General features: G+C 75.0%; 17 protein-coding genes. 5 read left to right on the top strand and 12 right to left on the bottom strand.

Translation table 11 applies throughout. The features are described 5' to 3' along the window. The first annotated feature begins 4 nt into the window (after window positions 1–4). On the top strand, window positions 5–631 hold the full coding sequence (locus E1200_RS05765) for a DUF5825 family protein (RefSeq protein WP_131950741.1): 627 nt from the start codon (window positions 5–7) through the stop codon (window positions 629–631). Window position 632: 1 nt separating this feature from the next. Here the strand turns inward: E1200_RS05765 and E1200_RS05760 are convergent, their stop codons facing one another. The 9 genes from E1200_RS05760 to E1200_RS05730 all read right to left on the bottom strand — a co-directional run bounded on the left by E1200_RS05760 (window position 633) and on the right by E1200_RS05730 (window position 11,787). Beyond that, the gene (locus E1200_RS05760; RefSeq protein ID WP_131950740.1) at window positions 633–1,565 is read right to left on the bottom strand and encodes an ABC transporter permease; all 933 of its coding nucleotides are present in this window, start codon (window positions 1,563–1,565) and stop codon (window positions 633–635) included. Continuing rightward, on the bottom strand, window positions 1,562–2,587 hold the full coding sequence (locus E1200_RS05755) for an ATP-binding cassette domain-containing protein (protein ID WP_131950739.1): 1,026 nt from the start codon (window positions 2,585–2,587) through the stop codon (window positions 1,562–1,564). Before E1200_RS05755 ends, E1200_RS05760 begins: the two co-directional genes overlap by 4 nt. After that, complete coding sequence (locus E1200_RS05750) at window positions 2,584–3,876, bottom strand: amidohydrolase family protein (protein ID WP_131950738.1); 1,293 nt, start codon at window positions 3,874–3,876, stop codon at window positions 2,584–2,586. Before E1200_RS05750 ends, E1200_RS05755 begins: the two co-directional genes overlap by 4 nt. A 74-nt stretch (window positions 3,877–3,950) precedes the next feature. Beyond that, the gene (locus E1200_RS33530) at window positions 3,951–4,097 is read right to left on the bottom strand and encodes a hypothetical protein (RefSeq protein ID WP_165950211.1); all 147 of its coding nucleotides are present in this window, start codon (window positions 4,095–4,097) and stop codon (window positions 3,951–3,953) included. A gap of 61 nt (window positions 4,098–4,158) precedes the next feature. Continuing rightward, window positions 4,159–4,305 carry a hypothetical protein gene (locus E1200_RS33525; RefSeq protein ID WP_165950210.1) on the bottom strand — a complete coding sequence of 49 codons (147 nt, stop codon included), beginning with the start codon at window positions 4,303–4,305 and terminating at the stop codon, window positions 4,159–4,161. Between the two features lie 92 nt (window positions 4,306–4,397). Then, window positions 4,398–5,309, bottom strand: coding sequence for a hypothetical protein (locus tag E1200_RS05745; RefSeq protein ID WP_131950737.1), 912 nt, complete (start codon window positions 5,307–5,309; stop codon window positions 4,398–4,400). A 344-nt stretch (window positions 5,310–5,653) separates the two neighbouring features. Next, a complete protein-coding gene (locus E1200_RS05740; RefSeq protein WP_131950736.1) occupies window positions 5,654–6,862 on the bottom strand; it encodes a Glu/Leu/Phe/Val dehydrogenase dimerization domain-containing protein in 1,209 nt (402 codons plus the stop codon). Next, entirely contained in the window at window positions 6,859–7,377 is a 519-nt protein-coding gene (locus tag E1200_RS05735) for an SET domain-containing protein-lysine N-methyltransferase (protein ID WP_131950735.1), read from the bottom strand. The genes E1200_RS05740 and E1200_RS05735 overlap by 4 nt, the downstream gene beginning before the upstream one ends. A 42-nt stretch (window positions 7,378–7,419) precedes the next feature. Next, window positions 7,420–11,787, bottom strand: coding sequence for a type I polyketide synthase (locus E1200_RS05730; RefSeq protein WP_165950209.1), 4,368 nt, complete (start codon window positions 11,785–11,787; stop codon window positions 7,420–7,422). Between the two features lie 483 nt (window positions 11,788–12,270). Here E1200_RS05730 and E1200_RS05725 point away from each other — a divergent pair, with 483 nt between their 5' ends. Further along, window positions 12,271–12,885 carry a hypothetical protein gene (locus E1200_RS05725; protein WP_207933196.1) on the top strand — a complete coding sequence of 205 codons (615 nt, stop codon included), beginning with the start codon at window positions 12,271–12,273 and terminating at the stop codon, window positions 12,883–12,885. 70 nt (window positions 12,886–12,955) lie between these two features. Here E1200_RS05725 and E1200_RS05720 read toward each other — a convergent pair whose 3' ends face one another. Together E1200_RS05720 and E1200_RS05715 are read right to left on the bottom strand one after the other, a co-directional pair. After that, window positions 12,956–13,609 carry a response regulator transcription factor gene (locus E1200_RS05720; protein ID WP_131950733.1) on the bottom strand — a complete coding sequence of 218 codons (654 nt, stop codon included), beginning with the start codon at window positions 13,607–13,609 and terminating at the stop codon, window positions 12,956–12,958. Window positions 13,610–13,624: 15 nt separating this feature from the next. After that, complete coding sequence (locus E1200_RS05715) at window positions 13,625–14,644, bottom strand: histidine kinase (protein WP_165950208.1); 1,020 nt, start codon at window positions 14,642–14,644, stop codon at window positions 13,625–13,627. 327 nt (window positions 14,645–14,971) lie between these two features. Here E1200_RS05715 and E1200_RS05710 point away from each other — a divergent pair, with 327 nt between their 5' ends. After that, on the top strand, window positions 14,972–15,220 hold the full coding sequence (locus E1200_RS05710) for an acyl carrier protein (RefSeq protein WP_243708362.1): 249 nt from the start codon (window positions 14,972–14,974) through the stop codon (window positions 15,218–15,220). Window positions 15,221–15,362: 142 nt separating this feature from the next. Here the strand turns inward: E1200_RS05710 and fabI are convergent, their stop codons facing one another. Continuing rightward, complete coding sequence (gene fabI / locus E1200_RS05705) at window positions 15,363–16,127, bottom strand: enoyl-ACP reductase FabI (protein WP_131950731.1); 765 nt, start codon at window positions 16,125–16,127, stop codon at window positions 15,363–15,365. Between the two features lie 334 nt (window positions 16,128–16,461). Here fabI and E1200_RS05700 point away from each other — a divergent pair, with 334 nt between their 5' ends. Continuing rightward, window positions 16,462–18,300: a fatty acyl-AMP ligase gene (locus E1200_RS05700; protein ID WP_165950207.1), complete on the top strand. Its 1,839-nt coding sequence runs from the start codon at window positions 16,462–16,464 to the stop codon at window positions 18,298–18,300. Beyond that, on the top strand, window positions 18,297–23,768 hold the full coding sequence (locus E1200_RS05695; RefSeq protein ID WP_165950206.1) for a type I polyketide synthase: 5,472 nt from the start codon (window positions 18,297–18,299) through the stop codon (window positions 23,766–23,768). Before E1200_RS05700 ends, E1200_RS05695 begins: the two co-directional genes overlap by 4 nt. Window positions 23,769–23,791: the final 23 nt, after the last annotated feature.

The following is a 23,791-nucleotide window of genomic DNA, read 5'->3' as shown; positions in this document are numbered from 1 at the left end:
CCGCATGCCCGACATCAAGGTCACGCTCTGGCGGGAGTACACCGGCGCGGCCAGGGAGATCCCAGGGATGCTCCTCGGCGACGACGAGGCCGCGGAGGGCGCGGCGCCGGCCGCCGCCCTCCGGTTCAGCGAGCGGGGCGCCCGCAAGGTCGACCTGGCCGACCCGGTCGACGTCCGCAAGGGCGCCGACGCCGCGTACGCGGTGCAGCAGCTGTCGCTCGTCCGGGAGCTCACCCGGATCGGCTCGTCGGTCCAGTGGACGCTGGAGTGCGACGACGACTTCCCGCTCGCCTCCCTCCAGCACCTCTACCCCCCGGCCGCCGTGCTCCAGGGGGACGGCGGCGCCGCCGGGCGGTGGCGCGACGCGTACCGCTTCGGCAGCCTGCTCTACCGGAAGGGGCCGGGCTTCATCCATGTGCGGGACGCCCGGGAGGCCGGGGCGCGCCGGCTGACCCTCGGCCGGGAGGCGCACCTCGACGCGGTCAGGACGCTCGACCAGGGGGCGCCGGCCGACGCGGTCGACCCGGCGATCGCGAACGGCTTCCGGAAGAACCGGCTGGTCGCGGAGATCGGCGCCTACCTCTGGTGGCTCCCGTACCGCCTCCACCGCTGGCCGGACACCCGACCCTGACTCACTGCCTGCGGTTGTAGAGCCGCATCGTCAGGGGGCCGAACACGAGGATCAGGGCGGCGCCCCAGCCGGCGACCCAGCCCAGTTCGCCGCCGGCGTCGCCCTGCATGACGCCGCGGACCGCCGCGGCCAGGTGCGTGACGGGGTTGTTGTTCACGAACACCTGCAGCCAGCCGGGCATCGTGGCCGGGCTGACGAGGATGTTGCTGAGGAAGGTCAGCGGGAACATCAGCAGCATGCTGACGCCGACGACGGCCTTCTCCGAGCGCAGCAGCAGCCCGACCATCGTCCACACCCACGACAGGGCGAACGAGAAGGCCACCAGGATCGCGATCCCCAGCGCGACCCCGGCCGGGCCGCCCGCCGGCCGGAAGCCGAGGACCAGGCCGAGCACCAGGATCACCACCGCCGCCAGCGTGTAGCGGAACGCGTCGCCGAGCAGGTACCCGACCATCGGCGCGGGACGCCACATCGGGATGGTGCGGAACCGGTCGAACACGCCCTTCTGGATGTCGGTGTTGATCGTCAGCCCGGTGTACATGGTGACCATCAGCACGCTCATCACCATGGTGCCGGGCAGCAGGTACTGCAGGTAGTCGGTCGCCGAGCCGGCCAGCGCGCCGCCGAACAGGTAGGTGAACATCACGGTCGTGATCGCCGGGAGGGCGGTGACGTCGAGCATCTGCTCGGGCACGTGCTTGATCTTGAGCATCGCGCGCCGGCCGAAGACGAGCGACACCGCCCACGGGCCGGGCCGCGCGGGCCGGTCGGCGTGCGCGAGCACCGCCCCGATGATCTCCGGGGACGGGACGTGGCCGCCCGGCGCCCGCTCCGCCTCGCTCTCCTCCGCCCCGCTCCGGTCCGGCTCGCTCCGGTCCGGCTCGCTCCGGTCCGCCTCGCTCCGGTCCGCGCTGCGCACGCCGCCGCCCGTCATGCCGCCATCCCGTCCTTCCCGCCGGCGCCGTTCGCGGCCGGGCGGCCGGTGAGGGTCAGGAACACCTCGTCCAGGCTCGGCCGGCCGAAGGAGAAGTCGTCCACCGCGATGCCCGCGGCGGAGAGTTCGGCCAGGACGCGGGACGCCCGGCTCGCGGCGTCTCCCCCGCCGTCCGCACCGTCCGCGCCGTCCGTGCCGGTCAGCCGGGCGGTGAGCGCGGCCGGGTCCGGGTCGGCCGCCACCGGGACGCGCAGCAGCCGCGCGAGCAGGGCCCGCGCCTCCTCGCGGCGCGGGGCGTCCCGCAGCCGCAGCCGCAGCGAGCCCGTGCCCACCGACGCCTTCAGCTCGCCGGGCGTGCCCTCCGCGATGATGCGCCCGTGGTCGATGACCGCGAGGCGGCCCGCGAGCCGGTCGGCCTCGTCGAGGTACTGGGTGGTCAGCAGGACCGTGGTGCCCTGCGCGACCACGACCCGGACGATCTCCCACACGTCGTTGCGGCTGCGCGGATCGAGGCCGGTGGTGGGCTCGTCCAGGAAGAGCAGGTCGGGGGTGCTGATGATGCTGGCGGCGATGTCGGCGCGGCGCCGCATCCCGCCGGAGTAGTTCTTGACCTCCCGGCCGGCGGCGTCCGCCAGCCCGAACGCCTCCAGCAGCCGTTCCGCGCGCTCGCGGGCCGCCTTCCTGCCGTAGCCGGCCAGGCGGCCCAGCAGCACGAGGTTCTCCAGCCCGGTGAGGTCCTCGTCGACGGAGGCGTACTGGCCGGTCAGCCCGATGCGGGAGCGCACCGCGTCGGGCTCGCGCCGCACGTCGTGCCCGAAGACCCGGGCCTCGCCGCCGTCCGGGCGCAGCAGGGTCGCCAGCACCCGGACGGCGGTGGTCTTGCCCGCCCCGTTCGGGCCGAGCAGCCCGTACACCGACCCGCGCGGGACCCGCAGGTCGACGCCGTCCAGGGCCCGGTGCCCGCCGAACGTCTTGACCAGGCCCGACGTCTCGATCGCGGCGCCGGGCCGGGACGCGGTCACTTCTCCGCGAGCTTGCGGTTGTCGCCCATCTGCGTCATCGCCGCCCCGGGCATGGCGCCCGCGAACGCGGGGCACTTGGCGGCGTCGGCCGGCAGGGTCGCCGGGTCGATGCCCGCCTCGACCTCCGCGCGGCCCGGCCCCAGCCGCGCCGCGACCGGGCGCAGGTCGTCCAGCGAGAACCCGTAGACGCCGGCGGCGGTCGTGGCGAGCATGGCCTCCGCCTCGCCGGCGGGGACGCCCGCGAACGCGAACCGGATGGCCTCCCGGGAGTAGGGGAAGCTCGACTCGATGTGCGGGTAGTCGCTGCCCCACATGATCTTGTCGATGCCCACCAGGTTCCGCTTCGCCGTCTCGCTCGGGTGCAGGAAGCTCGCGCCCGCGTAGCACTGCCGCTGCCAGTACTCGCTGGGGCGCATGGACAGCCCGTCCATCACGTGCGACCCGCGGTAGGTGACGTCCTCGCCGGACAGCCCGGACGTCGTGCGCGCCGACTCGAAGTACCGGTCCATGGACCGGAGCAGGGCGGGCATCCAGTCGACCCCCACCTCGGTGAACACCACCTTGAGGCCGGGGTACCGTTCGAGCACGCCGCCCAGGATGAGGTGGCGCAGCGTCCGCTGGTCCCACCACTTCATCTCCATGAGGAAGAACATGTCGTCTTCCTGCCGCTCGCCCGTCCGCGGCCCGGAGCTGCCGCTGTGGCAGTTCACCGGGATCCCGAGCTCGGAGCAGGTCTCCCAGATGGGGCCGTAGTAGTCGTGGTAGTAGATCGGCGGGAGGCCGGATCCGGGCGGCGCGCCCGGCAGCAGCACCCCGCCGGTCAGCCCGGCGTCCACGCCGGCGCGGATGTCGCGCACCGCGGCGTCGATGTCGTGCGGGAGGATCTGGATGACGCCCGCGCGGCGCCCCTTCGCCTGCGCGCAGAAGTCGGCCACCCAGCGGTTGTGCGCCTGCAGCCCGGCCCGCCGGCGGCGCAGCTGCTCGGCGTCCTGGACGGTGGCCTGCCCGCTCGCCAGGGAGGACGTGGAGAAGAACGGCGGAACGGTGTTCGGGTAGAGGACCTCCGCCACGATCCCGTCCCGTTCGAGGTCCCGCAGCCTGCGGTCGGAGTCCCAGTTGCGGGAGCCGTCCTCGCCCTTCATGTCCTCATAGGGCACCTCGTAGGTCGCCGCCCAGCGGTCGAAGTCCGCGAGATAGGCCGACTCCAGGTATTCCCGGTATCCGAGGACCGGGGCGCCGCAGTGGCCGTCGACCGAGATGACGATGTGGCGGTCGTCTGCCGTGTCCATTCACATGTCCTTTCCCGATGGAACGGCGGGGGCGGCGCCACCACGGCCGCCACCCCCGCCGAATGGAGCTCAGATCAGATCCGGGCGTAGCTGAAGCTGAGGCTGCGCTCGAACTCCGGCTCCGCGGTCACGTCCAGCTCCTCGACGACCTCGGCCTGCTGGGCCTCGGCGGTCTCGCCCTGCACGGTCCACGACTGGTCCGAAATGGAAAGCTTGCGCATGGGAATGTTCACCCCCTCCCGGGGTCGGCGGATTCCGCCGCGCTCGGCGCGGAGACCGGGTTCAGATGCGGGCGTAGCTGAAGCTGAGGCTGCGCTCGAACTCCGGCTCCGCGGTCACGTCCAGCTCCTCGACGACCTCGGCCTGCTGGGCCTCGGTGGTCTCGGCCTGCATGGTCCACGACTGGTCCGAAACGGACAGGTTACGCATGTGCAATTCACCTCCATCCTGCTCAGGAAGGAACGGGGGGCATCGTCATGCGGCGTTTCCAGGAAACGCCCCATCGACGTTCAGGGCGGCCGTCAGTCCGACGGGCCGAAATGGTGGGCCGCTTCCGCGACCACGAAGTCCATGTGGGCGCCGGTCATGCCGTCGCCGAAACCGATGTGCACCGGGCCGGCGCCCTCGTTGAGCTGCGAGTTGACCGTCCAGTCCACGTGCGGCAGGACGTGCTGGTTGGTGCCGAGGCCGAGTTCGAGGGCGTGCAGGTCGTACTCGGGATTGGTCACCTCGCGGAGCGCGTCGGTGAAGTCCTCGCCGCCGGCCCGCACGTCGGTGAGCACGCCGCCCTTCAGCCGCATGATGATCGGGGCCCGCCGGTTCAGCTCGCGCCGGACGTCGTCGGCGGCGCTGATCCGGGCGTCGCCGGCCTCGTCGAACCGCGGGTCGCGGGCCGCCAGGACGCCCGAGGCGACCGCGGTCCCGTCGATGGTGAACGGCCGCGGGCGCTTGCCCGCCGGCCCGCGGGAGGTGATGGCGATCTCGCAGTAGCTGCCGACGCCGACCCACTGCCCGGGGCCGATGGTCGGCGAGGCCCAGGCGTCGAGGGTGAGGTCGTCGGCGAGCTCGCAGACGATGTTCGTGCCCGGCGTGCCCGCCGAGCACGGCCCGTTCGAGACGAAGCCGATCGGCTCGGTCAGGCTCCGCAGGTCGTCGATCCAGCGGCGGGTGCGGCCGACGGCCGCCGCGTAGTCGGTCAGGAACGTGAGCCGCAGCGTGTACAGGGCGGACTCCAGCTCGGTGTCGAAGCTGGAGATGGGGACGAACAGCACCCGCGACGCGCGGAAGCGCTTGCGTATCTCCCTGCTCAGCAGGTGGTTGCGGAGGAAGAGGACGACGCGGGAGTCCTCGGGGAGGTCGCCGGACTCGTCCATCGCGACGGCCTTGAGCCCGTACCGCGCGGCCTCGCGCAGCAGCGTCTCGTCGTCGCTCACGGCGTAGATGTCCCCGTCCGGAAAGACGGCGCGGAGATTCGCCGACGAAAGCTCCGGAGCATGGCCGTTCACGCCGCCGGACTCAGGGTGATTCATCATTGGCAACCCACTCGTCTCGCAATCCATCGTTACTTTCCGGATTAGCTGTTCACGGCAATGATGCGCACCTCTCCGAACACTGTCAAGAGCAATCTTCGGCGAATTCATCGGCGCTTATCGACAGACCCAAAGAAGGGATAACCGCAGGCCGGAGAGGGGATTCGGCGAATCCCCGGAAAGGACTACTACATAATCGGTATGCGAATTACAGCCAACTGAGCAGCGGCGGGTAATCGGTTCGCATTTCAAGGCTCCCGCTCCTCGGCGAGGGCGGGGACTTCGTCGCCCGGGGCGTCGCCCAGCGCCGCCCCGTTCGCCCGGGCCACCGCCACCGCGGCCTCCCGCAGCGGCGTCCGGCCGGACGCGGCGGTGCCCATCATCCGGTCCACGAGGCCGTCCATGGTCTCGTCGATCCGCGCGAACGCCGAGGCGGCGGTCGGCTCGACGTCGCCGAACAGCGTCCACCACCACCAGGCGTTGGCCGCGGAGTTCACCACGAAGTCGGGCAGCACCGCGACGCCCCGCCGCGCCAGCGCCGCCTCCGCGCCCGGGGTGACCGAGGCGTTGGCCGCCTCGGCGACGTACCGCGCCCGCACCAGCCCGTGGTTGCCCTCGTGGACGGCGTACGACACGGCCGCGGTCACCAGCACGTCGGCGTCGACGCCCACCCACGCCGCGCCGTCGAGTTCGCGGTCCCCGGGCGCCAGCCGGTCGCGGTCGATGCCCCCGTACAGCGTGCGGGCCCGCAGCATGGTCTCGACATCGAGCCCGTCCGGGTTCACCACCAGGCCGTCGGCGTCGGTGATGCCCACGACCCGCAGGCCGTGGCGGGCCAGGTAGCGCGCGGTTGCGCCGCCCATGGAGCCGAAGCCCTGGATCACCGCGCGGGCGCCCGCCACGCGGGCCCCGTCGTGCCGCAGCGCCCGCACCACCGCGCGGGCCACGCCGTAGCCGCCGGCGAGGTCGCCGAGGCTGATCTCGCCGACGGTGACGGCGAACGCGCCCGCCAGCCGGCGCAGGCCCGCGTCGGCGCCGTCCGGCACGTGCACCAGCGCCGCGTCCACCGAGCTGCGCATCCCGAGCTCGGCCATCAGGCCGTCGATGGTGGCCTGCCGGACGCCGAGGTCCTCGCCGGTGGCCCAGTGGTGCTCCAGCAGGGGACGCATGGCGAGGAAGTACCGCTTGAGGACGCCGCGCGCCTCCGGATGCGCCGGGTCCAGGTCGATCCCGCCCTTCGCGCCGCCGAACGGGCGGTACCGGTCCCCGGGGCGGAAGGCGATCGCCTCCTTCAGCGACATGACCCGCGCCAGGTCCGCGACCTCCTCCGGGGTGCAGCCGGCGCGCATGCGCACCCCGCCGCTGGCGACACCGCGCCGGAGCCGGTCCACGACCAGGTACCCGGGGACGCCGGTGACCTCGTCCACCCAGGTGACGCGCAGGTACGGCGCGGTCACAGGTCGCCGCCCGCGGCGGGGTCGGCGTTGCCCGCCGGGAGCCGCCCGCCGTGCGCCGGGAGCCCGTCCAGCGCCTCCAGCAGGCCCAGGACGTGCTCGTTGAACCGGTAGCGCCCGAGCGCCGCGCGGGGCAGGTGCCGCGCCCCGCCGACGAACTCGACGCAGCCGTCCGCCCCGCACTCGCACATGAACGGGCAGGCCATGTCCCATTCCGAGGCCGGGTAGAAGATCGACACCTCGTCGCCGGCGCCGATCGCGCGCTCGGCGACCAGCAGCCCGGCGGACGCGGCGAAGTAGGCGTTCGGCGCGCAGGAGTGGTTGAGGTAGCGGATCTCGCCGGCGTCGATGTGCCGGTCGGCCCCGACCTGCAGCGAGAAGCGGGTCGGCTCGGCCAGCTCCAGGTCCGCCGCCACCCTCATGATCGTGTCACCCGGGGCGAAGTCCCGGTTGCTGATGATCCCGCTGCCGCCGGGACGTCCCCCGACGACTTCCAGGTATCCGCCACCACTCCACATGTCCGCTCCTGTCGGTTCGTTGTGCCTGTCCGGCGCGCCGCGTCACGGCCGCGGCGGCGGCTCGTCCAGCAGCCGCCGCAGATGGTCGGTGAGGATCTCCACGGTCGGGTGCGCGGCCAGCCGCAGCGGCGGCAGCGGCCGGCCGAGCAGCGCCCGCAGGCGGCGCTGGATGAGCAGGCTCATCAGCGAGTCCATGCCGACCTCGAAGAAGTCCTGGTCCGTGCCGAGCGCCTCCGGGCCGGGGAACCCCAGCACCTCGGCGACGATGGCGCGGACGTGCCCGCGCAGGCTCTCCCGGCTGCCGTCCGGCGGCGCGGTGAGCAGCTCCCTGAGCAGCGGGGACGGGGCGGCCGAGTCGGCGCTTCCGAGCAGGTCCCAGTCGGCGTCGGCCACGACGGTCTGGACGTCCGGGCCGGACAGGACCGGCCCCAGGGTCCGCACGGCGCGGGGGCCGGGCATGAGGCGCAGCCCGGTGCCCTCGAACAGGGCCTGCTGCGGGGTGCCCTCGATGCCCTCCCGCCACGCGCCCCAGTTCACGACGTGCGCCGGCAGGCCGCGCAGCCGACGGGCGTGCGCGAAGGTCTCCAGGTAGCAGTTGGCCGCGGCGTAGGCGGGGTCCCAGCCGCCGAACAGCGCCGCCAGCGCCGAGAAGCCCAGGAAGCAGCGGACGTCGTGCTCCTCGCCGAGACGGCCGAGCAGCGCGGTGCCGTCGACCTTGGAGGCGAACATCGCGGCCAGGTGCTCCTCGCCCATGTCCTCCAGCCGCGCCGTTCCCTCGGTCAGGGCGGCGTGCACGACCGCGCGCAACGGCGGCAGGTCCGCGCCGAACCGGCCGGACAGCGCGCTCATGGCCGCCGCGTCCGCCACGTCGGCGCGTACGTCGGTGACCGGCACCCCTTCCGCGCGCAGGCGCTCGGCGGCTGCCCCGGACTCAGCGCGCAGCCCGCCGCGCGACACGACCACGAGGTGGCGCGCACCCAGCCGGGCCAGGCCGGGCAGCAGCGCCGGGGCGATGCGGCCGGTGCCGCCGATGACGAGGCAGGCGCCGTCCCCGGGGATCGGTGAGCCGGTCCCGGCGGGGACGTCCCCGGCCGGGCGGAGGCGCGGGACGTGCCGCACGCCGTCGCGGTAGGCGGCCTGCGCGTCGCCGGGCTCCGCGCCCAGCTCGGCCAGGACGCGGTCGGCGTCGTCCTCGGCGGGGATCGGCGCCAGGTCAATCAGGCCGCCGTGGACGTCGGGGTGCTGGACGGCCAGCCACCGGCCCAGCCCCCACACGGGCGCGTGGGCGGCGTTGAGCTCCGCTTCGCCGCCGACCGCCTGCGCGCCCCGCGTGACCAGCCACAGGCGGGGCGGCTCGGGGGACGCGGCCAGGCGGCGGGCCAGGCCGAGGACGCCGGAGGCTGTGCGGCCGGCGAGGGCGGGGTCGTCGCCCGTCCCCGGCCCGGTCGACAGGAGGACGACGCCCGTCGTGCCGTGGGCCTCGTCGGCGGCGTCCGGGAGCCGCGCCGAGGACGCGGAGGCGCCGCCCGCGCGCAGCCGGTCGACCAGGCCGGACGCGAGCTTCTCGTCCTCGGCGTCCCGGCCGACGACGAGCCATGTCCCGTCCGGCGGGGCGGACGGCCGCGCCCGTTCCGCGGCCGGCCAGGTGAGCCGCAGCATCCACTCGGGCGCCGGGGCGGGCTCCGCCTGCGGCGCTTCCGGCTTGGCCGTCTCCGTCCAGAAGCGGCGGTGCCGCCAGGGCGTCGGCGGGACGTCGGCCACCGTCCCCTCGGGGAAGACCCGGTCCCAGTCCACCCGGTGGCCCGCGGTGTAGAGCTTCGACAAACCGGTCAGTAGCTCCCGCTCGGCCGGCTCGTCCCGGCGCAGGCTCCAGGCGACCGTGAAGGAGTCGTCGCCGAGCGCGTCCAGGAGGGTGCCGTCCAGGGCCGCTCCGAGGACGGGGTGCGGGCCGACCTCCAGGAACACGCGGTGGCCGTCCCCGGCCGCCGCGCGCACCGCGTCGGCGAACCTGACCGGGCGCCGCAGGTTGGCCACCCAGTAGTCCGCGTCGAGGAGGGGCGGCTCGTCCTTCGGGTCGCGCACGGTCGAGTAGAACGGGATCTCGGGCCGCGCGGGCTCCAGGCCGGCGAGCTCCTCCCGCAGCGGAGCGGCCAGCGGGTCCATGAGGGGCGAGTGCGACGCCACATCGACTTTGATCTCGCGGACGTCGATGCCGTCCGCCGCGAGCTTCTCCATCAGCGCCCGCATGGCCGCGGTCTCCCCCGAGACCACGGTCTGCCCCGGGCCGGCATGGACGGCGATGTCGACCTCGCCGGGGGCGGCCGTTCCGGCGATGGCCGCGCGCACGGTGTCCGCCGGCGCCTCGGCGGAGGCCATGATCCCCTGGCCGGCGACCCGGGACAGCAGCCGGGACCGCCGGCAGACGATCGCGGCGCCGTCGCGCGGGGCGAGCGCCCCCGCGACGACGGCGGCGGCGATCTCGCCCATGGAGTGGCCGATCACGGCGGCCGGCTCGACACCGCGGGCGCGCCAGGACGCGGCGAGCGCGATCTGCATGGTGAACAGCAGGGGCTGGACGGTCGCCACCCCGCTCATCTCCTCGGCGCGCCCCGCCCGCAGCAGCGCCTCCGGCGACCACCCCGCCTCGGCCTGGACGAGTCGATCCACCTCGGTCACGGCGGCCGCGAAGGCCGGGTCGCACTCCAGGAGCTCCCGCGCCATGCCCGGCCACTGGCCGCCCTGCCCGGAGAACACCCAGACCGGGCCTCCGGCATCAGCCGTGGCCGTGGTGGACGGAGGGCGGTCTGCGGCGAGCGCCGCCAGGCCCGCGATGAGCTCGGCGCGGGAGGCGGCGACGACGGCTCCCCTGGCCGGGCGGTCCGCGCGCCGCCCCAGGGTTCGCCCGACATCGGCGAGCGGTACCGCCGAGCCGTCCCCTTCCAGCCAGGACGCCAGCCCGGCCGCCGCGTCCCGCATCCGTTCCGGGGCCGTCCCCGCGACGGGGTACACGGCGAGGCCGGGCTCGGCGGGCGCCGCGCCGCCCCGGACATGCTCCTCAAGAACGACGTGCGCGTTGGTCCCGCCGAACCCGAAGGACGAGACACCGGCCCGGCGCACGCCCTCGCCCGTGGGCCACGGCGTCTCCTCGACCGGCACGAAGAACCGGCTGCGCCCGGCGTCGATCGCGGGGTTCCACCGGCCGAAGTGCAGGTTCGGCGGGATCGTGCCGTGCCGCACCGCGAGCGCCGCCTTGATCAGGCCCGCGACGCCGGCGGCGGCCTCCAGGTGCCCGATGTTCGTCTTGACCGCGCCGAGCGCGCAGTCGGGCGCGTCGCCGCCCGCGCCGTACACGGCGTCCAGCGCCTCGAACTCGATGGGGTCGCCGAGCGCCGTCCCGGTGCCGTGGCTCTCGACGTAGCCGACCGACTCCGGCGCGACGCCCGACCGCTCCAGCGCGTCCCGCATGACCTCGCGCTGCGCGGTGCCGCTGGGCGCCGTGACCCCCTGCGAGCGGCCGTCGGAGTTCACCGCCGAGCCGCGGATCACCGCGGCCACCGGGTCGCCGTCGCGGACCGCGTCGACCAGCCGCTTGAGGACGACCACGCCGCAGCCCTCGCCCCGGACGAACCCGTCGGCCGCGGCGTCGAAGCTCTTGCAGCGCCCGTCGGGCGCCAGCATCCCCCACTGCGACATGGCGACCTGCGGGCCGGGGTCGAGGACGACGTTCACCCCGCCCGCCACCGCCAGGTCGGTCTCCCGCAGCCGCAGGCTCTGGCACGCCAGGTGCGCCGAGACGAGCGAGGCCGAGCAGGCGGTGTCCACCGCGACGCTGGGACCGCGCAGGCCGAGGAGGTAGCTGATCCGGCCGACCGCCACGCTGTGCGCGGTGCCGGTGCTGCTGTAGGCGTCGGGTTCGGCGGTCTGGAGGCCGCGGTAGTCGGAGTGGTAGATGCCGGCGAACACGCCGGTGCGCGACCCCGCCAGCTCGCCGGGCGCGATGCCGCCCTGTTCGAGCGCCTCCCAGACGACTTCGAGGAGGATGCGCTGCTGCGGGTCCATCGACACCGCCTCGCGCGGCGATATCCCGAAGAACTCGGCGTCGAAGCCGGCGACGTCGTCCAAAAACCCGCCCCAGCGGGAGTTCATCCGGCCGGGAACGTGCGGGTCGGGGTCGTAGAAGGCGTCCGCGTCCCAGCGGTCGGCCGGGACCTCGCCCACGGCGTCCCGCCCCCGCACGAGCAGCTTCCAGTAGTCGCCCGGGCCGCGGACGCCGCCCGGCAGCCTGCAGGCCATGCCGACGATCGCGATCGGCTCTCCCGCAATTGTCGCGGCGGCCGCGCGCGACCGCGCATCGAGTTCCGCCCGCCGGACGTCGTCCAGCTTTGCGAGCCGCTCGCCGATCCGTTCCATATCGGCAATGATGGGCACCGACCCCACCATCAGCAATGACCTGAAATGAGCAACCGGATCGTCAATTCGATGTACCCGATTCGCGGATGCCGGGAGCGGGAATTCCCATCCCGGGCGGTCGTGCCGCGGCGGCGGGCGGCGGCCGGGGGGACGTCCCGCCGGGTCGCCGCCGACCTCACGCGGGCGGCCGGGTGCGCGCCGTCCCAGGTGGGACGGGGTCGGCGCCGGCGCCTCCGGCACGCCGTCCTACTTTCGATGTACGCGGACTTCATCCGCGAAGCGGTGCACCCGCGGTCCTTGACGTCTCATCATGGAGCCACGAGCATGAAAGAACGCAATGCAACCGACCCTCCGCCGTCAATCGAGCGATAAACAGACTCCCAGAGCCGGGAGCGCAGCGCGCGCCGCGGGCAATTCGCCCGGCCGGCATTCCCCGATTCCGGGGCCGCCGTGCGCGACCGGAGCGGAAAAGGGGCGTTCGGCATGATCTTCGGCCTCATCGTGGCCTGCGAAATCGCCTTCTGGATCGTCCTGGCCGGCGGGCTCGCCGCGCGCTACCTGCTGGGCCGGCGGCGGCTCGGCGCGGTCCTGCTCGCGGGCGTCCCGCTGATCGACCTCGTCCTGCTCGTCGCCTCGGCCATCGACCTGCGGAACGGCGCGACGGCCGGGTGGCAGCACGGGCTCGCGGCCGTGTACATCGGCTTCTCCGTGGTGTTCGGCCCGAGCATGGTCCGGTGGGCCGACGCCCGGTTCGCGCACCGGTTCGCCGGCGGGCCCCCGCCGCCCCGCCCGCCCAAGTCGGGCCAGGCCGCCGTGCGCTACGAGTGGCGCGAGTTCGGCAAGGCGTGCATCACCTGGGTCATCACCTGCGGGCTGCTGTTCGCGGTCATCACGGCCGTGGACGACCCCGACCGCACCGGCCACCTCTGGGGCTGGATCAGGTCCATGACGATCATGCTGGGGGTCTGGTCGATCTGGCCCATCACGGCGACGCTGTGGCCCGGCGACGACGACGGCAAGGAAGGCCCGGCCGGCGAGCCGGAGCGGGAGCCCGCCCGGAAGGCGGAGCCTCGCCCGGACAACGGAAGCGGAAGCTGATCGGGAGCAGAAGCTGATCGGGAGCGGGAGCGGGAGCGGTCGCGGCGGGACGGGCGGGGTCGGAGCGGGTTCAGATCAGGTCGAGTTCCCGCGCCAGGATGGCCGCCTGCACCCTGCTGCTCAGCCCGAGCTTGGCGAGCACGCGGCTGACATGGGTCTTGGCGGTGTTCTCGGCGAGGCGCAGCTCGGTGGCGATCTGCCGGTTGGACAGGCCGCGGCCGACGCAGGACAGCACCTCCTGCTCCCGCGCGGTGAGCGGTTCGAGGACCTTCTCCTGCTGCTCGCGCGTCTCCGGCGGCGACATCCGGGTCGTGTAGTCGGCCATCAGCCGGCGCGTCACGCTCGGCGACAGCACCCCGCCCCCGTTCGCGACCGACCGCAGCGCCGCGATCAGCGCGTCGGCGTCGGTGTCCTTCAGGATGAACCCGGCCGCCCCGGCGCGCAGCGCCCCGAACAGGTACTCGTCGACGTCGAACGCCGTGGTCAGCAGGACGTTGGTCACGCCGAGCATGCAGAGCTGGCGGGTGGTGGTGATGCCGTCCATCCCGGGCATGCGGATGTCCATGAGCACCACGTCCGGTTGGAGGGCCTTCGCCTGTCTCAGCGCCTCCTCACCGTCGACCGCCTCCCCCACCACCTCGATGTCCGCGGCCGAATTGATGATCATGGAAAGGCCCACCCGGACGGCGAGATGGTCGTCGACGACGAGGACGCGGATGGTCATGATGGAGACTCCCCTTCAAGGCACAACCCTGACTGTCCCGGCCGGGCGCAGCGGCAGCACCGCGTCCACCCGCCACCGGTTCGCATACCGCCGCGCGGTACAGCTCCCGCCGATCCGCTCGGCCCGGTCGCTCATGCTGACCAGGCCGTAGCCGCTCCCCGGGCGTTCCGGGGCCGGGGGCGCGGCGGGCAACTCGTTCTGCACCGTGATCACCAGCCGGTTCTCCCGGTAGGCGAGCACGGTCTCGACGACGGACCCGCCGGCGTGCTTGACCACGTTGGTGAGCGATTCCTGGATGATGCGGCAGGCGGCCGTCTCGACCTCCTGGCACAGCGCGACGGGCGTCCCGACCGTCCGCAGCCGCACCGGTGACCCCAGCCGCTCCACGCGGTCCAGCAGCGTCCGCGCGTAGTCGAGCGAGGCGGGCACGGACGCCGGGCACGCCTCGTCGGTGCGCAGGGCCGCGACCATGCTGCGGACCTCGCCGACGCCCTCCAGGCTGGTGCGCCGCAGCTCGGCCAGCGCCGTCAGGTGCCGCTCGTCGTCGGGCGCGGTGGCCAGCGCCGCGGTGGACTGCAGCGCGATGGCGCTCAGCCGGTTGCCGACGATGTCGTGCAGGTCGCCCGCCATCCGGGCGCGCTCCTGCGCCAGCGTCTTGAAGCGTTCCAGTGTGCTGCCGCGGCGCGCCTGCTCGGCGCGCTCGCGGTGCGCGCGGACCGAGAGCCCGGTCGTGGACGGCCACACCAGGACCAGGGCGGTGCACATCGCGGTCAGCAGTCCGTGCCGGAAGTTGCCCGTGTCCAGCAGGACGGCCAAGGCCGCCAGCACCGCCAGCGCGTAGCCGCCGCGCGGCATCCAGGGCGCCGCGCGCGCGGGTCCGTGGACGGCCACCTGGTGGAGCAGGTAGACCAGGATCGGCAGCGGGAGCAGCGACGGCCCCGCCACGGCGTCCAGGACGGCGGCGGCCGCCGCCAGGCCGAGCCCGAGCACCGGCCTGCTCCGCCGCAGGGCCAGCGCCCCGCTGGCCAGGAGCACCGGCAGGAAGAGGTGCCGCGGCTCGACTATTCCGAGGGGAACGGGAAAACTCTCCGACCACAACAGAAAGCAACCGGCCAAAAACACAACGCATGCGGCGGGCGCGTCCTTGGGCACCGTTGCCCCGCGCCACCACCGCCCCATGGACTTCATGATCGCCATCAGCACATCGCTTCGCAAGCCTGTCGGCCATTCGCAGTACTCTCAATTGAGTAGCCCGCCGTCCACGTACTGGTGATTGCGGCGGTCACGAAACGTGCCACCATGATTACCGAGTCGCCGCCTGAACGAGATGCGGCGGGGAGACGACGGTGAGGTGACTTGGCAGTGCAGAAGACCGGTACGGATATCGGTATGTCGGTGGCCGAAATAATCGAGGACGTGGCGGGTGTGCCCCGGGACGAGATCACCCCCGGCAAACACCTCATGCAGGACCTCGACGTCGACTCGCTGGGCGTCGTCGAGATAGGGGCCGCGATCTTCGACCGCTTCGAGGTCGAGATCGACGACGAGGAGCTGAAGGACATCCGGACGGTCGGCGACATCACCGACCTCATCGGGCGGCGCATGGTCTGACACACATCCTCTCCCTGCGGGTCCGCCGCGGCGCGGCGAGCGGTGGCGCACCGCCCGCCACGCACACCGGCGAGGGGGTGGATCTCCGTTCGGCGGCACCGTCCTCTGTAGGGCGGTGCCGCGACCGTGGTAAGGGGTCTGCTCAGTGGCCCATCGCGTGCCGGCCGCCGTCCACGTGGACGATTTCGCCGGTCGTCGCGGGGAACCAGTCCGACAGCAGCGCCGCGCACGCCCGCGCCACCGCCGTCCGGTCGTCGGGCCGCCAGCCGAGCGGCGCCCGCTCGTCCCAGTCCACCAGCGAGTCCTTGAAGCCGGGGATGTGCGACGCGGCGACCGACCACAGCGGACCGGCCGCGACGAGGTTCACCCGCACGCGGTTCGGCCCCAGGTAGTAGGCCAGGTAGCGGGCGCACGACTCCAGCCCGGACTTGGCGACCCCCATCCAGTCGTAGCTGGGGAACGCGCCGCCGTCGTCGTAGTCCATCGCCACGATCGCCGACCCGGGCCGCAGCATCGGGAGCACGGCCGTCGAGAGCGCCTGGAGGGAGAAGGTCGAGACCTGCAGTGTCGTCGCCGCGTCCTCCCACGCGGTCCGCAGGAACGCGCCTCCCAGGGCGCCCGGCGGCGCGAACGCCACCGCGTGCAGCACCCCGTCCAGGCCGTCGAGGTGCACGCCGACCCGCTCGGCCAGCGAGTCGAGCTGCTCGGTGTCGGTGACGTCCAGATCGACCACGGGCGGCGGCTTGGGCAGCCGCGCCGCGACCCGTTCCACCAGACTGCGGCGGCCGTAGGAGGTCAGCACGACCTCGGCGCCCTCGTCCTGCGCCACCCGGGCGACCTCGAAGGCGATCGACGAGTAGGAGAGTACGCCGGTGATCAGAATGTTCTTGCCATCGAGAATTCCCATCGGCCCCCACCATGCCTTTCTTGCTCGTCGCAACGTAACGGTGGGGTCGATTCAATGTCAACGACTAACCGGCCGGGCATTGCCGCCGTAGATTCATGAAGAACATTCATGTTCATGATCCTCGCAGATGGGCGCCCCGGACACCGGGAATTCTCCGTCCCGGCGCCGCCGCCGTAATACAAAAGTATTAGCCCATTGCCCACTCCGGGCTATTGCCGGACCCTGCGGCTGTCACGACCATGGTGCCGACGGGGATGATCGCGCGCGGGCGGCCTTGGCAATTGTCGCCAAACGTTTTCGTGGGCGCACACAATTCCCCGATGAAGGAGGCTCCATGGACATGCCCGCGTCCCCCGGCCGCGCGCCGGACGAGGCGGCCGGAGCGGCCGGGGCGGACCAGGCGAACGAGGCGGACGATCTGGTGGCGATCGTGCGCCGCCGGGCCCGGCGCACCCCCGAGCACGTCGCCTTCTCCTTCGTGGACTTCGCCGTCGACCGGGCGGGCCGGGCGCGTGCCGTCGACTACGAGACCCTGGACGAGCGCGCGCGGGCCGTCGCCGCGACGCTGCGGCGGACCTGCGCGCCGGGCGACCGGGTCGCGGTCGCGTGCCCGCACTCCGCCGAGTACGTGGAGGCGTGGCTCGGCTGCCTGTACGCGGGGTGCGTCGCGGTGCCGCTGCCCGGTCCGGAGCGGCCGGGGCAGGCCGTCCGGCTGCGCGGCGTCCTGGCCGACTGCTCGCCGCGGCACGTGCTCACCACCGCCGGGGTCCGGCCCGACGTCGACGCGGCGCTGGAGGACGCGCGGGCCGGCACCGGCGACACCGTCCTGTGCGTCGACGAGATCCCGGACGAGGCCGCCGCCGGCTGGAGCGACCCGTCCCGCTCGCCCGGCGACCTCGCGTTCCTGCAGTACACCTCGGGTTCCACCCGCGACCCGGTCGGGGTGTGCGTCAGCCACGCCAACCTGATCGCGAACGTCCGGCAGATCGAGCGGCAGTCGGAGATGGACGACCGCTCGGTGGTGGTGTCCTGGCTGCCGTTCTTCCATGACATGGGGCTGATCTCGGGCATCGTGCTGCCGCTGGGGACCGGCGCGCACGCGGTGCTCTTCACGCCGATGGCGTTCCTCCAGGAGCCGGGCCGCTGGCTGCGGCTGATCACCGAGTACCGGGGCACCTGGACCGCCGGGCCGGACTTCGCCTTCGACCTGTGCGTGCGCCGCGTCGGCCCGGACCGGCGCGGCGGGCTGGACCTCAGCTCGCTGACCAGCGTCACCAACGGCAGCGAGCAGGTCCGGCCCGGCGGCATCGCGGCGTTCCTGGACGCCTTCGGCCCGTGCGGCCTGGACCCGGTGGCGCTCTCCCCGGGCTACGGGCTGGCCGAGGCGACCCTCGGCGTGGCCGCCGCCGTCCGCGGCGCCGCGGCCCGCGCGTTCGACCGCGCGGAGCTGACCGAAGGCCGGGCGCGGCCGGCGGCCGGCGCGGCGGGCGGGGCGGGCGCGCCGGTGCGGGAGCTGGTGAGCTGCGGGCCGCCGCTGCCCGGGGTGAGCCTGCTGGTCATCGACCCCGACACGGGCGCGGCGCTGCCGCCCGGCCGGGTCGGCGAGGTCTGCGCGAGCGGCCCCAACGTCACCGCGGGCTACTGGGGGCGGCCGGACCTGACCCGCGCGGCGTTCACCGCCTTCCCGGACGGGCCGCCGGGCCGCTGGCTGCGCACCGGCGACATGGGCTTCGTCCACGAGGGCGAGCTGTACATCACCGGCCGCCGCAAGGAGCTGGTGATCGTGGACGGCCGCAACCACGCCCCCGCCGACATCGAGCTGACCGTCGAGGGCGCGCACCCGGCGATCCGGCCCGGCGGGGTGGCGGCGTTCGCCGTGGAGACCGGGGACGGTGAGGAACTGGGCGTCGCGGTGGAGCTGCGCGGCGGGCGGCTCGGCGAACCGGCCGCCGGCGTGGCCGGCGCGGTGAACGCGGCGCTCGCGGCCGAGCACGGGCTGCCGGCGGCGGAGCTGGTGTTCGTCCGGCCCGGCCGGCTCCCGCGGACCACCAGCGGCAAGATCCGCCGGGCGGAGTGCCGCACGCGGTTCGCCGCCGGCGCGCGCGACCCGGCGGACTCCGCGGTGATCGCCGCCGTGGTCGCGGCGGAGCCGGTGGCGGACGGTGCGAGGTGACCGCTCCAGACCGCCCGGCTCCGGCCGAGGCCGAGATCCGGCGGTGGCTCGCCGGCCGGCTGGCCCACCGGCTGCGGCGGCCCGCCGCCGCGGTGGACCCCGACCGCACCTTCACCGAACTGGGCCTGAACTCCCGCGGCATCGTCGAGCTCACCGGCGAACTGCAGGAGTGGCTCGACACCGTCATCGATCCCGCGCTCGTCTACGCCCACCCGACGGTCGCCGAACTGGCCCGCGCGTGCGTCCCCGGCCGGGACGACGACCCCGCCCTCCCGGAGGCGGCGGGGGCACCGCCCGGCGGCGGCCCGGTGGCGGTCGTCGGCATCGGCTGCCGCTTCCCCGGCGGTGTCACCACCCCGGCCGCGTTCTGGGAGATGCTGCGCGGCGGCCGCGACGGCGTCGGCGAGGTCCCCGCGGACCGCTGGCGGGACTGGCGCCGGCAGGAGCCCGCCGTCCAGCGCCTCCTCGGCGGGGAGGTCCCGAGAGGGGGCTTCCTGGCGGGCGACGTGGGCGAGTTCGACGCCGGGCACTTCGGCGTCTCGCCGCGCGAGGCCGCCGTGATGGACCCGCAGCAGCGGATCGCCCTGGAGGTCGCGGCGGAGGCGCTGCAGCACGCCGCCATGGCCGCCGGAGCGCTGGCGGGCAGCCGCACCGGCGTGTTCATCGGCGCGTCCACCTCCGACTACGGCCAGCTGCTCTTCCGCGACCTGACGACGGTGAACGCCTGGACGGGCACCGGTTCCAGCCCCAGCATCATCGCGAACCGGATCTCGCACTGGCTGGGCGTGCACGGGCCGAGCCTCGTCGTGGACACCGCGTGCTCCTCGTCCCTCACCGCGATCCACCTCGCGGCGCGGAGCCTGGCCACCGGGGAGAGCGACCTGGCGCTCGCCGGCGGCGTCAACCTCATCCTGTCGCCCGGGGTGACCGTGAACTTCCACCGAGCGGGGGCCATGGCCGCCGACGGCCGGTGCAAGACCTTCGACGCCGCCGCCGACGGCTACGTCCGCGGCGAGGGCTGCGGCGTGGTGGTGCTGAAGCGGCTGGCGGACGCGCGCCGGGACGGCGACCGCGTGCTGGCGGTCCTGCTCGGCAGCGCCGTCAACAGCGACGGCCCGTCCAACGGGCTGATGGCGCCCAACCCCCGCGCGCAGGAGGACGTGCTGCGGACGGCCTGCGCCGCCGCCGGGATCGGCCCCGGCGACGTCGGCTACGTCGAAGCGCACGGCACCGGCACCATGCTCGGCGACGGCATCGAGGCCCGCGCGCTGGGACGGGTGTACGGCGCGGCGCGCGACGCGGACGCGCCGCTGCTCGTCGGGTCGGTCAAGACCAACATCGGGCACCTGGAGGCCGCGGCGGGCGTGGCGGGCCTGATCAAGGTGGTGCTGGCGCTCGCGGACGGCCGGGTGCCGCCGAGCCTGAACTTCAGCACGCCCAACCCGCACATCGACTTCCGCGGCGCGCGCCTGGAGGTCGTGACGCGGGAGTCCGGCTGGCCGGAGCGCGGCGGCCCGCTCCGCGCGGGAGTCTCCTCGTTCGGTTTCGGCGGCGGCAACGCCCACGCCGTCCTCGAAGCGGCGCCCGCCGGTGAACCCGTGACGAGCCCGGAGCCCGAGGAGGGGGGCGAGCGTCCCGGCGTCTACTGCCTGCCGGTCACCGGCCCGGAGACGACCCGCGCGTTCGCCTCGGCGCTCGCCGACCGGCTGGCGGAGTCCGACACCTCCCCCGCACTGCCCGACCTGGGCCGCACTCTGGCCCGCCGCACCGCCGGGCCCTGCACCGCCGTCGTCGCCGCCTCCCGGGAGCGGCTGGCGGCCGAACTGCGCGACCTCGCCGCCGGGCGCCCCGGCCCGGCGGTGTTCCCGCCGGTCCGCGACCCGGCGGGGGCCGGGCCGGTGTGGGTGTTCCCCGGGCAGGGCGGGCAGTGGACCGGGATGGGGCGCGGCCTGCTGCGCGCGGAGCCCGCCTTCGCCGCCGCGGTCGACGAACTCGACCCGCTGTTCGTGCGGGAGGCCCGCTACTCGCTGCGCCGGGTGCTGGAGCGGGGGCGCCCGCTCACCGGCATCGACCGCGTCCAGCCGGTGCTGTTCGGCGTCCAGGTCGCGCTCGCCGCGCTCTGGCGGGCGCGGGGCGCCGAACCGGCCGCGGTGATCGGGCACTCGATGGGCGAGGTCGCCGCCGCGGTGGTGGCGGGGGCGCTGTCCCCGGCGGACGGCGTCGCGGTGATCGTGCGGCGGTCCCGGCTGATGGCCCGCGCCGCCGGAGCGGGCGCGATGGCGGTGGCGGACCTCACCGGCCTCGGCGAGGACGGTCTCGCGGCCGGGTTCCCCGGCGTCGAGCTCGCGGGGCACCTCGCCCCCGGGCAGAGCATGGTCGCGGGCGGCCCCGAGGACGTGGCGCGGCTCGTCGCCCGGCTGGAGGGCGAGGGGCGGTTCGGCCGTGTCGTCCGGGTGGACGTCGCGTCCCACTCCCGCCATATGGACCCGCTGCTGGACGAGCTGTCCGCGGAGCTGGCCGAGGTGACCGGCACCGGCGGGACGGCCTGCGAGTTCCTCGGCACGGTCCTCGACGACCCGCGCAAGGCGCCCGACTTCACGGCGGCGTACTGGGCGGCGAACCTGCGCCGCCCGGTGCGCTTCGAGCAGGCGGTGCGGGCGGCGGCCGGGCTCGGGCCCTTCGTGGAGATCTCCCCGCACCCGGTGCTCACGCACGCCATCGAGGAGACGCTGATCGCGGAGGGCGTCGCGGAGCCGGTGACCGTCCCGACGCTGCGCCGCGACTGCGACGAGCCGTGGACGTTCCAGGCGGCCGTGGCCCGGCTCGCCGCGGCCGGGTTCCGGCCCGACCCCGCGGCCCTGCACCCGGCGGGCCGCGTCATCGACCTGCCCGCCGTGCCCTGGCGCCGCACCCGGTACTGGCTCGCGGACACCGCGCCCGGCCCCGGCCTTCCGGCCCCCGATCCCGGCACGCTGCTCGGCGCGCCCGACACGGTTCCGGCCGAGCCCCCGATGCGGGCGTGGCGCGCGCGTTTCTCGCCCGAGCTCCGGCCCTACCCGGCGGAACACGCCGTCGATGGCGTGCCGGTCGTCCCGGCCGCGGTGCTCCTCAACACCCTGCTCCGCGCGTCCGCGACCGGGGCCGTCGCCGACGTACGGCTGTCCCGGCCCGTGCTCGCCGGCCGGCCCCTGGAGGTCCAGGTCACCGAGCAGGGCGGTGACCTGCGGCTGGCGGCCCGTCCGCAGGACGAGCCGGACGCCGCGTGGGCCGAGCACGTGACCGCGCGCACCGCCGCCCCGAAGCCCGAGCCCGTACCGGCGAGCGACCCGGTCGCCGGCGCGGCGGTGGACGCGCTCCCCGACGGCTCGGTCTACCCGTGGCGGGTGGCCGAGGCGTGCCGCGCGCCCGGCCGGCTGCGCGCCGCCGTCGAACTGTCCGGCGGCACGGCCCGGCTGCTCGACGCCGTCCTGCACCTGGCGCCGCTGGCGGTGCTGGACGACGGGCGCGAGTCGCCGGTCCCGTCCGGCGCGCACCGGCTGGCCGCCGCCGCGGAGCCGGGCGGGCGGGCCGTGGTCGACGTCCGCCGCTCACCGGAAGCCGATGGGGACGACCTGTGCCTGGACGTCACCGTCACCACCCCGGACGGCGCGCCCGTCCTGACCGCCGACCGCCTCACCTACACCCTGCTGAACGCCGACTCGGCGCCCGCGCCCGCAGCCGACGCGCGGAAGCTGACGTTCGAGCCGCACTGGCGGCCCCTGGAACCGGCGGACGCCGCGCCGCCCGCCTCGGTCGCGGTGGCCGGGCCGCCCGGCGCGTTCACCGAACGGCTCGCGGCCGGGCTGCGCGACCGCGTCCACCTCGCGGAGACCACGGAGGCCGAGGCGGTCCTCCTCGTTTCGGCGCCCGGTGCCGCGTCCCCCTACGAGGAGGCCGTCGCCATGGTGCGCCGCGCCTCCGCCGCGATCACGGAGGGGTCCGCCCGGGTCTGGCTGGTCACCCGGGGGGCGCGCTCCCCGCGCGACACCTCCGGCGTGCTGCAGTCGATGCTGTGGGGACTAGCGGCGGTCGCGTCCGCCGAGCACCCGGACCGCTGGGGCGGGGTGATCGACCTGGGCGACGAGGACGACGCGACGTTCGCGGCGCTGGCCGGGGTGCTGGGCCGGCGCCCGGACGGCCCGCTCTCGATCGCCGCGGGCACGGTGACGGAACTGCGGCTCGCCCCCACCGGGGGCACGGCCGGGGGCGCCTCCGGCGACGCCCCGGTGCGCTGCCGTCCGGACGCCGCCTACCTGGTGACCGGCGGGCTCGGCGACCTCGGCCTGCGCACCGCCCGGTGGCTGGCCGAGCGCGGTGCGCGCCGCCTCCTGCTGACCGCGCGCACGCCGCTGCCCCCGCGCGCGGAGTGGGACCGGGTCGCCGACGCCGCCACGGCCGCGCGGGTCGCCGCGATCCGCGAGCTGGAGGCGCGCGGCGTCGACGTGCGGGCCGTGCCGCTGGACGCCGGTGACGCCGAGGCGCTGCGCCGCCTGCTCCGGGAGCGCGACCGGGAGGGGCTGCCCCCGGTGCGCGGCGTCGTCCACGCGGCCGGGGTCGTGGGCGACCGGCCGCTGCACGACCTGGACGCCTCCACCGTCGAGGCCGTCCTGTGGCCGAAGGTCGCGGGCGTACTGGCGCTGGACGCGGTGCTCCCGGCGGACGAGCTGGACTTCCTCGTGCTGTTCTCGTCGGCCGGGACGCTGTTCGGCATCCCCGGCCAAGGCCCGTACGCGGCGGCGAACGCGTTCCTGGACGCCTTCGCGCGCCGGCGCAGCAGCGAGGGCGCGCGCGTGGCGAGCATCGGGTGGGGCCCCTGGGACGGGCTCGGCTTCGCCGCCGCCGCGCGCCTGGTCGACGAGCAGACCCGCGCCGCCGGGCTGCGGCCGCTGCGGGTGGCGGAGGCGTTCGGCGCGCTGGACCACGTCCTGCGGCACGGGATGCCGCAGGCGCTGGTCGTCGCCCCGGGGCCCGCGCCGGACGCACCTCCCGAGGGCCTCCTCGCCGACGTCCTGGCCGACCCCGGTACCGAAGCGGCCCGGGAGGACGCGGAGGAGCTCGCCGGGCCGGACTGGTCGGCGCTCCCGCCCGGCGAGCTGGGGCCCGTCCTGGCCGCGGCCGTCCGGGACGCGGCGGCCGCCGAGCTGGGCCTGCCGGCCGGCGACCTGGCCGCCGACCGGCCGCTGGCCGAGCTCGGGCTCGACTCGATCATGGGGCTGGCGCTGCGCCGCAGGCTGGAGCGGCTGACCGGCACGGCGCTGTCCGCCACCACCCTGTGGAACCACCCGACGGTGGAGGCCCTAACGGAGCTGCTGGCCGGACAACTCACCGAGCACGACGCCGCCGACCCGGCCGACCCCGCCGACCCGCCCGCCACGGACGGCGGGTCCTGGTCGGCGATGCTGGACGAGGTGTCGGCCGGCGACGGCTGACCCCCGGCGCGCGGCCGGAGGCC

This window comes from Actinomadura sp. GC306, from assembly GCF_004348665.1.
In the GTDB taxonomy this organism is placed as follows: Bacteria; Actinomycetota; Actinomycetes; order Streptosporangiales; family Streptosporangiaceae; genus Spirillospora.
Note: the sequence above shows the minus strand (reverse complement) of the source record. Positions and strands in the feature narration are given on the sequence as shown.